General features: G+C 76.1%; 8 protein-coding genes. 7 read left to right on the forward strand and 1 reads right to left on the reverse strand.

Features of this window, described 5'->3' with window-relative positions; translation table 11 throughout:
* Positions 1–109: 109 nt before the first annotated feature.
* Complete coding sequence (locus ACZ49B_RS03220; RefSeq protein ID WP_468299916.1) at positions 110–841, reverse strand: VIT1/CCC1 transporter family protein; 732 nt, start codon at positions 839–841, stop codon at positions 110–112.
* 280 nt (positions 842–1,121) lie between these two features.
* On the opposite strand from ACZ49B_RS03220, the gene ACZ49B_RS03225 reads away from it, so the two are divergent.
* The 7 genes from ACZ49B_RS03225 to ACZ49B_RS03255 all read left to right on the forward strand — a co-directional run bounded on the left by ACZ49B_RS03225 (position 1,122) and on the right by ACZ49B_RS03255 (position 9,391).
* Complete coding sequence (locus tag ACZ49B_RS03225) at positions 1,122–2,108, forward strand: ADP-ribosylglycohydrolase family protein (RefSeq protein ID WP_468299918.1); 987 nt, start codon at positions 1,122–1,124, stop codon at positions 2,106–2,108.
* Positions 2,109–2,272: 164 nt separating this feature from the next.
* Complete coding sequence (locus ACZ49B_RS03230) at positions 2,273–3,544, forward strand: ADP-ribosylglycohydrolase family protein (RefSeq protein ID WP_468299920.1); 1,272 nt, start codon at positions 2,273–2,275, stop codon at positions 3,542–3,544.
* A gap of 7 nt (positions 3,545–3,551) precedes the next feature.
* On the forward strand, positions 3,552–4,697 hold the full coding sequence (locus ACZ49B_RS03235; protein ID WP_468299922.1) for an ADP-ribosylglycohydrolase family protein: 1,146 nt from the start codon (positions 3,552–3,554) through the stop codon (positions 4,695–4,697).
* On the forward strand, positions 4,694–6,424 hold the full coding sequence (locus ACZ49B_RS03240) for an ADP-ribosylglycohydrolase family protein (RefSeq protein WP_468299924.1): 1,731 nt from the start codon (positions 4,694–4,696) through the stop codon (positions 6,422–6,424). The genes ACZ49B_RS03235 and ACZ49B_RS03240 overlap by 4 nt, the downstream gene beginning before the upstream one ends.
* Positions 6,421–7,344: a ribokinase gene (gene rbsK / locus ACZ49B_RS03245; protein WP_468299926.1), complete on the forward strand. Its 924-nt coding sequence runs from the start codon at positions 6,421–6,423 to the stop codon at positions 7,342–7,344. Before ACZ49B_RS03240 ends, rbsK begins: the two co-directional genes overlap by 4 nt.
* A complete protein-coding gene (locus ACZ49B_RS03250) occupies positions 7,341–8,573 on the forward strand; it encodes a CaiB/BaiF CoA transferase family protein (protein WP_468299928.1) in 1,233 nt (410 codons plus the stop codon). The genes rbsK and ACZ49B_RS03250 overlap by 4 nt, the downstream gene beginning before the upstream one ends.
* Positions 8,570–9,391 (forward strand): HpcH/HpaI aldolase/citrate lyase family protein, encoded by an 822-nt coding sequence (locus ACZ49B_RS03255; RefSeq protein ID WP_468299930.1) that lies wholly within the window; start codon positions 8,570–8,572, stop codon positions 9,389–9,391. The genes ACZ49B_RS03250 and ACZ49B_RS03255 overlap by 4 nt, the downstream gene beginning before the upstream one ends.
* The last annotated feature ends 137 nt before the right edge of the window (positions 9,392–9,528 follow it).

Consider the following 9,528-nt stretch of genomic DNA (forward strand, 5'->3'; position numbering starts at 1 on the left):
TGCCCTGCGCGCGGCGCCCTGGTCTGATGCCCGGCGGACACGGAACCGAAACCGCCGGGTAATAGATTACTTATGCTGCGCCTTGCATAGTGTCTCACCGCTTGCGCGGTCAGCCTATGGCTCCGCCGATCCAGGTTCCCAGGACGTACGTCACACCCGCGGCCGCGCCGCCCAGCAGCAGCTGCCGAAGACCGCTGTACCACCAGGTCCGTGCGGTGACCCGGGAGACGATCGCGCCGCAGGCGAAGAGCCCGGCCAGCGCGAGCAGCACCGCGGGCCACAGCGACGTGGCGCCGAGCAGGTACGGCAGTACGGGCAGCAGCGCGCCCAACGCGAAGGAGCCGAAGGACGAGACGGCGGCGACCATCGGCGAGGGCAGGTCCTCGGGGTCGATCCCGAGCTCCTCGCGGGCGTGGATCTCCAGCGCCTGCTCGGGGTCGCGGGACAGCTGCATGGCGACCTCGCGGGCGAGCGCCGGCTCGACACCGCGCGAGACGTACAGCTCCGCCAGCTCCTCCATCTCGTCGATGGGGTGCTTGCGCAACTGCTGGCGCTCTATGTCGAGTTCGGCGAGGACCAGCTCGCGCTGCGAGGCGACGGAGGTGTACTCGCCGGCCGCCATCGAGAAGGCTCCGGCCGCGAGGCCCGCCAGCCCGGTGATGACGATGGCCTGCGGGGCGACGGCGCCGCCGGCCACACCGGTCATCAGCGCCAGGTTGGAGACGAGCCCGTCCATGGCACCGAACACGGCCGGCCGCAGCCACCCGCCGTTGACGTCACGGTGGGTGTGGTTGTCGCGGTGCGCGGTGTGCAGCGGTGCTTCGGTGTCGATGATGGACATGGCGGATTCCTCCCCTTTTGTACGAGCGGGCATACGGAACCACGCCATGCGCGACGCGCAGGCACCCACTCCCCTGGAACACCTCGAAACTACGCACGATTTCTGCCGCCCGCCAGCAAGGAAGGCCGTACTTACCTGGGGTTTCGCGGGTCGGCGACCGGGTGACGGGGGCCTGGGCGGGGTGTTTCGCGGCGAGCGACAAACCATATGTCATGGCACAAATCCCCCATGGGCTCATGATGAGCCCCATCCAAGTGGGAGAGGCGCCGCCATGGAGCTGATGAAGCAGATTGCATGCAATCCGCAGGTCCTCCTCGAACGGGCCAGGGGTGCTCTTCTCGGCCTCGCGGCGGGCGACGCGCTCGGGGCCCCCGCCGAGAACATGAAGCCCTCGGAGATCCGGGCGAAATGGGGCCGCATCGAGGGCTTCGTGTCGGAGGACCCGGCGGGCACCGACGACACCGAGTACGCGATCTTCTCGGGGCTGCTGCTGGCCCGCCACGGGTCGGCGCTGACCGTCTCCCACGTCGAGCGGGCCTGGCACCACTGGATCGCCGACCTCGACGAGGGGCCCTTCCGCGGGGCGGGCTTCAGCGAGCGCGGCACCCTGGAGAACCTCCGCCGGGGGCTCGCGGCCCCCATCTCCGCGCAGCACCGCCACGCCTGGTCCGACGGCCTGGCCATGCGGGCGGCGCCCTTCGGGGTGTTCGCGGCGGGCCGCCCGGCGGAAGCGGCGCGACTCGTCGCCATCGACGGCTCGGTCAGCCACGACGGCGAGGGCATCTACGGCGGCCAGGCGGTGGCGGCCGGCGTCGCCGCGGCGATGGCGGGCGGCTCGCCCGCCTCCGTCATCTCGGCGGCCCTCTCGGTCATCCCCTCCGACTCCTGGACGGCCCGCTCGCTGCGCCGGGCCGTCACGGCCGCCCCGCGCGGGGAACGGGCGGTGCGCTCCGCGGTGGTGATCGGCGGCTATCCGTGGACGGACCTGGCCCCGGAGGCGGTGGGCCTGGCGTTCGGCGCCTTCGCCGCGTGCGGCGGCGACTTCCCGTCGTCGGTCCTGACGGCCGTGAACATGGGCCGCGACGCGGACACGACGGCGGCGGTGGCGGGCGCCCTCGCCGGCGCAATGTCGGGCGTCGCCGCGATCCCGGCCGCCTGGGCGGCGGCCATCGGCCCGGTACGGGGCAGCTGCCTCCCCTCGATGCGGGGCTACCACGTCCTGGACATCGCGGACCTCCTCACCCCGGAAACCGAGACCGCCCGATGACGCCGGAGTCGGCCCTACCGGAACGGGGCTCACCCCAACCGGACGCGGCCCTGGAGGCCCCGGACCCGGCGTACTCCGGCCCGGCGGGCCGGGTCGGCGCGGGCGCAGCCTCTGCGCCGGGGCGGGGGGCCGGGGGCCTGCCCCCGGTTTCGGGAAGGGGCGGGATGGGGGAGCTCCCCGTCCCCGCACCACCCCCGCCCGGCCGGGGCGAGGGCCCGCGCGCCGAGGTGCGCACCGCCCGCGCCGGCCCCGGCGCGCAGGTGCGCACCGCCCCTGTGGCGGCCGCGCAGGTTCGCGGCCCCCAGCCGCCCTCTGGGGTCCGGCGGATCGAGGGGTTGCTGCTCGGCCTCGCCGCGGGCGACGCGGCCGGGTGGCCCGCCGCCCGGCACCGGGCCAGCCGCATGCCCGAGTGGACCCGCCGCCTCACCCGCGAGCTCGACACCTTCGCCGAGCAGAACCAGACCACCACCCTCCCCGTGCCCATCGCCCTGAACCAGCCCCCGGAACCCTTGCGCCTCGGCCCCTCCGACGACGCCGAATGGGCCGCCTTCGCCGCCGAATCCGTGCTCACCGCGGCCGGCGTGCTGCTCAGCGACCTCAGCCGGTCCCGCCGCATGCGGGCCGCCATCGACCTCGCCTGGAACGCCCTGGCCAGCGAGATCGCCGCGGCGGCCGAGCGCGCCCCCGAGGTGGAGTCGGCCGTGCTGCCGCTGCGCGCCCGCATCTCCGTCCGCGCCGGCCTCGGCAACCTCGCCGCCGGCCTGCGCCCGCCCGCCACCGGCCACGACAACCCGCACTACTTCGACGACGCCGCCTGCATCCGTGCCTGCGTCCTCGCCGTCGTCCATCCCGGGGACCCCGCCGCGGCCGCGGACCTCGCCGAGTTCGACGCCCGCTACACCCAGGACGGCGACGGGGTCCACGGCGCCCGCGCCATGGCCGCCGCCCTCGCGGCCGCCCTCGCCGGCGCGGACACCGACACCGCCGTCGACGCCGCCCTCGGCCAGCTCCCCGCGGCCACCGAGATCGGCCGCAACGCCCGTCACGCCGTCAAGCTCGCCCGTACCCACGGCGACGGGGACGGCGCCTTCGCCATCGTCCCCACCCTCGAGCACGAGATCGTGGACCACGTCTACAGCTACGGCATCGCCGCCGCCGAGACCGTCCCCGTGGCCCTCGCCCTCGCCACCGCCGCCCGCGGCCGGGCCGCCGAGGCCGTCCCGGCCGCCGCCTGCCTGTCGCGCGTCGCGGACTCCGCCCCCGCCCTCGCCGGCGCGCTCACCGGGGCCCTCGGCGGCGGCGACTCGATCCCCACCGCCTGGCGCGAGGCCTGCCGCACCCTGTCGGGCTGCGCCCTCCCCCGCCTCGCCGGCACCGATCTGGTCGAACTCGCCGCGCTGCTCGCTCGCACGGAACTCACCTCACCCAAGGGATGATTCGGACATGACGCTCACTCTCGAAGACCGGGCGGCCGGCTGCCTCGTCGGAGCCGCCGTCGGCGACGCGCTCGGCGGTCCGGTCGAGGGCTGGTCCCCGGACCGGATCGTGGAACGGCACGGCGGCCGCGTGCACGGCGTCGTCGGCCCGTGGCACGAGGACTGGCGCACGGCCCGCCCCATCGCGCCGTACCACAAGGGCGACGGCCACGTCACCGACGACACCCTCATGACGCATGCGCTGGTACGGGTCTACGAGGCCGTGCGGGACCACCTCGACGCGTACGCGATCGCCGACCACCTGGTCCCGGACCTGATGACCAACCCGCGCTGGATCCCCGAACTGGAAGCCGAGGCCCTGCCCCTCCAGCGGATCTTCCTGGCCGAGAAGTGGATCGTGACCCGGCTGCACTACGCCCACGCCGACCCCCGCGAGGCGGGCAACGGCAACATCGTCAACTGCGGTGCGGCGATGTACATGGCGCCGGTCGGCATCGTCAACGCCGGCCATCCGGCGGGCGCGTACGCGGAGGCGCTGGACATCGCCGGGGCGCACCAGTCCTCGTACGGGCGGGAAGCGGCGGGCGTCTTCGCCGCGGCGGTCGCGGCGGCGTGCGTGCCCGGGGCGACGGTGTCCTCGGTGGTGGACACGGCCCTGGCGCTGGCCAAGGACGGCACGCGGGCCGCCATCTCGGCGGTGTGCGAAGTCGCATCGCTCCACCGGGACTTCGAATCGGCCCTGGCCCCCCTCCGGGCGGCGGTGGCCCCGTACGACTCGGTCGGCCCGGACTACCGCTCCCCCTCGCTCGGCGCCCGCCGCCCCTCCCGCCTCCACTCGATCGAGGAGCTCCCGATCGCGCTCGGCATGCTGATCGTCGCCGACGGCGCGTACGAGGGCTCGGTACTCGGAGCCGTCAACTACGGCCGGGACTGCGACTCCATCGCCACGATGGCCGGGGCGATCGCCGGAGCCCTGTCCGGCGTCTCGGCGATCCCGCCGGCCTGGGCCAAACAGGTCGCCGAGGCCAGCCGCCTCGACCTGCACGCCCCGGCATCGGCCCTGGCCGCGGTGACCCGCGAGGTCTTCGCCCTGGACCACGCCCGCCGCCGCGCCCACGAGTCGGCCTTCGCCTCGATCGCCGCCCCGCAATGACCGGCACCCCGCCCTGCGACTCCCCCACGGCCGCCCCCGCGCCCCCGCCCCCGCCCGGTGACCGGCCGCCCGCACCCGCCCGGGCAACGGGCGCGGCACCCGCCGCCCCCGACCCGGCGGGACCGGCCGCCCCCGCGGCGCATCCGGCCGCGGCCGCGTCCCCGGGCGACGGCTCGGCGGCGGCCGTCCGGCTCAGCTGGGTGCAGCCCGAGGATCTGGTCGGGCACGAGCTGCGGCAGGCCGCCGAGGACGGGCGGGACGCGGAGCCCCTGCTCCGCGCCTGGATCGCGGCCGGCGGCCACCCGGCGCCCGGCCGGGCCGGCGCCTCTCCCGCCCCGGCCCCGCCGGAGCTCCGCGCCCTGGCCTCCCGCCTTCTGACCGAACTCGAAGGCCTCCCCTCCCCGTCGGCCCGGGACGAGCCGACGGCCTGGCCGGCCATCACCGCGACGTGGACCGCGATGCCGGACCGGGGGCCCGGAAGCCCTTCCCCCGCCCCGCCCCTCCCCGAAACCGGGGGCACGCCCCCGGACCCCCGGCCCGCCGCCCCCGGCCTCGCTGCGCCGCGCGCCGAGGGCCCGCCCCCGGATGCGGGGACGGACGGCTCGAGGGCCGGTGGCTTCGGCCCTCGCCCCGACGGGGTGGCTCGGGAACCGGGCGACCGGGTCGACCCCGGGCTGCGGGAGCGGCTCGAGCGGGCCTGGGTGGGGCGGGCCGTGGGGTGCGTGCTCGGCAAGCCCGTGGAGAAGCTCCCGCTCGAGGGGATCCGGGCGCTGGCCCGGGCCGCCGGGAACTGGCCCCTGGACGACTGGTTCACCGAACACGGCGTCCCGGCGGAGCTGCTGGCCGCCCACCCCTGGAACCGGCGCTCCGCCGCCACCTCCCTCGCCGAGAACATCGACGGCGCCCCCGAGGACGACGACCTCAACTACCCGCTCCTGAACCTGATCCTGCTGCGCCGGTACGGCAAGGGCTTCACCACCGCCGATGTCGCCCGCCTCTGGCTCGACGAGCTCCCCGCCGGCCGGACCTTCACCGCCGAGCGCCTCGCGTACCGGAACCTGCTGCTCGGGCTCGAGCCCCCGGCCACCGCCACCCACCACAACCCCTGCCGCGAGTGGATCGGCGCCCTCATCCGGGCCGACGTGCACGGCTGGACCAACCCCGGCGACCCGGCCGCCGCCGCGGCCCAGGCCTACCGGGACGCCGCCCTCACCCACACCGGCAACGGCGTCTACGCCGCCCTCTTCACCGCCGCCGCCGTCGCCGAGGCCGCCGGCGGCCGGGCCGACGTCCACACCGCGCTCCGGGCCGGACTGGCCGTCGTACCGCCCCGCTCACGGCTCGCCGAGGCCGTCCGCCACGCCGTCGACACGGCCGCCCGGCACGCCGACGCAGACTTCGACCGCGTCGTGGACCACCTGCACGCCCGGTACGGGCACTACCACTGGGTCCACACCATCCCCAACACCGCCCTGATCGCCGCCGCCCTCACCCACGCCGACGGGGACTTCACCCGCTCCGTCTGCCGTGCCGTCTCCGGCGGCTGGGACACCGACTCCAACGGCGCCACCGCCGGCTCCCTGGCCGCCCTCGTCGACCCGGACGGCGTCCCGCACCGCTGGTCCGCCCCCCTCAAGAACCGCCTCGCCACCACCGTCCCCGGCTTCGACGGCATCGGCTTCGACACCCTCGCCCACCTCACCGCACAGGAGGCAGCCCGCCCATGACGGCCATCGCCGTGCTCGGCAGTACGAACATGGACCTCGTCGCCTACGTCCCCAAGGCCCCCCGCCTGGGGGAGACCGTCACCGGCCGCGCGTTCCGCACCGTCCCCGGCGGCAAGGGCGCCAACCAGGCCGTCGCCGCCGCCCGCTGCGGCGGGGAGGTGGTGATGATCGGCGCGGTCGGGGCCGACGAGTTCGGCGTACGGCTGCGCTCCGCGCTCGCCGCGGCCGGGGTCGAGACGGCGGCCCTGCGCACCGTCGAGGGCGCCAGCGGCACCGCCCACATCACCGTCGAGGACGAGGGCGGGAACAGCATCATCGTCATTCCCGGCGCCAACGCCCACGTCACCGGCCTGGAGGCGGGCGACGACTCCCGTATCGGCGCCGCCGGCTCGCTCCTCCTCCAGCTCGAGCTCCCGCTGTCCGCCGTCCTCGCCGGCGCGCTCGCCGCCCGCGCCCACGGCGTCCGTACCGTCCTCACCCCGGCCCCCGCCCGGCCGCTGCCCGCGGAACTCCTCGAGGCCACCGACCTGCTGGTACCCAACGAGCACGAGGCCGCCGCCCTGACCGGCCTCACCGACCCGTACCAGGCCGCCGAGGCCCTCCTCCACGAGGTCCCGGAGGTCGTCATCACCCTCGGCGCGGCCGGGTCCCTGTACGCCGCCCGGGGGCGCGAGCCGCTGACCGTGCCCGCGCCCCGGGTCCGGGCGGTGGACACCACCGCCGCCGGGGACACCTTCGTCGGCGCGCTCGCCGTGGCCCTCGGGGAGCAGCGGCCCGTGCAGGAGGCGCTGCGCTGGGCGTCGGCGGCGGCCGCGCTCTCGGTCCAGCGCCCGGGAGCCCAGGACTCGATGCCGACCCGCGCCGAGACGGACGCCTTCGCGGCGACGGCCTCCGGCCGCTCCTCCGGAGCCGCTTCATGACCCTCGACGGGCTGCCCGGGGCCGGGGCCGACGGCAGATCCGCGGCCGGGCCGCTGCGCGGGATGCGGGTCCTGGATCTGGCCACGCTCTTCGCCGGGCCGCTCGCCGCCACCCTGCTCGGGGACTTCGGCGCCGACGTCGTCAAGGTCGAGCACCCGCAGCGCCCCGACCCCTCGCGCGGCCACGGCCCCGCCAAGGACGGCGTCGGCCTGTGGTGGAAGCTGCTCGGCCGGAACAAGCGGACGATGACCCTCGACCTGTCCACGCCCGGCGGGCGCGACACCCTGCTGCGGCTGGCCGCCTCCGCCGACGTGGTCATCGAGAACTTCCGTCCCGGAACCCTCGAGAAGTGGGGCCTGGGCTGGCCCGAGCTGTCCGCCGCCAACCCGCGGCTGATCCTGACCCGCGTCACGGCCTTCGGCCAGCAGGGCCCGTACGCCCACCGCCCCGGCTTCGGCACCCTCGCCGAGGCGATGAGCGGCTTTGCCGCGATCACCGGGGAGCCGGACGGCCCGCCGACCCTGCCGCCCTTCGGCCTCGCCGATTCGATCGCCGCGCTGACCACCGCGTACGCGGTGATGACCGCGCTCGCCGGCCGCGACCGCACCGGCCACGGGCAGGTGGTGGACCTGGCCATCATCGAGCCGATCCTCACCGTGCTGGGCCCGCACCCGCTCTGGTACGACCAGCTCGGCTACGTCCAGCCGCGCACCGGCAACCGTTCCACCAACAACGCCCCCCGGAACACCTACCGCAGTGCGGACGGACGCTGGCTGGCGGTCTCGACCTCGGCCCAGTCCATCGCGGAGCGCGTCATGCGGCTCGTCGGCCGGCCCGAACTGATCGCCGAGCCCTGGTTCGCGACCGGCTCCGGCAGGGCGGCCCACGCGCCCGTCCTCGACGAGGCCGTCGGCGGCTGGATCGGGCGCCACAAGGCCGACGACGTGGTCGCCGCCTTCGAGGAGGCCGAGGCCGCCGTCGCCCGGGTCTACGACGTACGGGACGTCATGGCCGATCCGCAGTTCGCGGCCCTGGACACCGTCACCGAGGTCGAGGACCCCGAACTCGGCCCGCTCCGGATGCAGAACGTCCTGTTCCGGCTGTCCGGGACCCCCGGCGGGATCCGCTGGGCGGGCCGCCCCCACGGCGCGGACACCGAAGCCGTACTCACCGAACTCGGCCTGTCCGAGGCCGAGATCAGCGCACTCCGGATGGAGGGGGCCCTATGATCCTGACCTGGCTCTACGTACCCGGCGACCGCCCGGAGGTGGTCGCCAAGGCCCTGCACTCCGGGGCCGACGCCGTCATCGTCGACCTGGAGGACGCGGTGTCGGCCTCCCGCAAGGAGTACGCCCGCGCCGCGACCGCGGAACGGCTGGCCGAGCGCCCGCCGGTCCCGGTGTTCGTACGGATCAACGCCCTGGACTCCCCCTGGGCCGGCGCCGACCTCACCGCCCTGACCGGGCTGCACGGCCTGGCGGGGCTGCGGCTGCCGAAGATCTCGGCCCCGGAGCAGATCGCCGCGGTCGCGGACCGCACCGGCGGGATGACCCTGCACGCCATGCTGGAGTCGGCGCTGGGCGTGGAGCGCGCGTACGAGATCGCCCGCGCGCACCCCGCCCTGCGCGGGCTCTCCCTCGGCGAGGCGGACCTGCGCGCCGATCTGGGCATCAGCGCGGAGGCGGGCCTGGACTGGCCGCGCTCCCGGGTGGTGGTCGCGGCCCGGGCGGCGGGGCTGGCCCCGCCCGCGCAGTCGGTCTTCCCCGACATCCGTGACCTGGAGTCGCTGGCCGTCTCCTGTGCCCGCGGCCGGGCGCTGGGCTTCCTGGGCCGGGCGGCGATCCACCCGCGCCAGCTGCCGGTGATCGAGCGGGCGTACCTGCCCGCCCCGGAGGAGGTCACCGCCGCCGAGGAGGTCGTCGCCGCGGCCCGCCGCAGCCCGGGCGCCGTGGCCCTGCCGGACGGCCGCTTCGTCGACCCTGCGGTCCTGGCGGGCGCGGAACGGGTGGTCGCGCTCGCCCGCCGGGAATCCCCCGTGCTTTCCTGACCCCCCGAACGCAACGGGAGGGGGGGGGGGGGGGGGGGGGGGGGGGGCCCCCCCCCCCCCCCCCGGGGAAGGGGGGGGGAGGGTTGTGGGGGGCTGTGGGGTCAGTGTTGGTGCTTTTTCTCGGAGGCTCTTTTCCC

It is taken from the genome of Streptomyces sp. NPDC031132, from assembly GCF_055570595.1.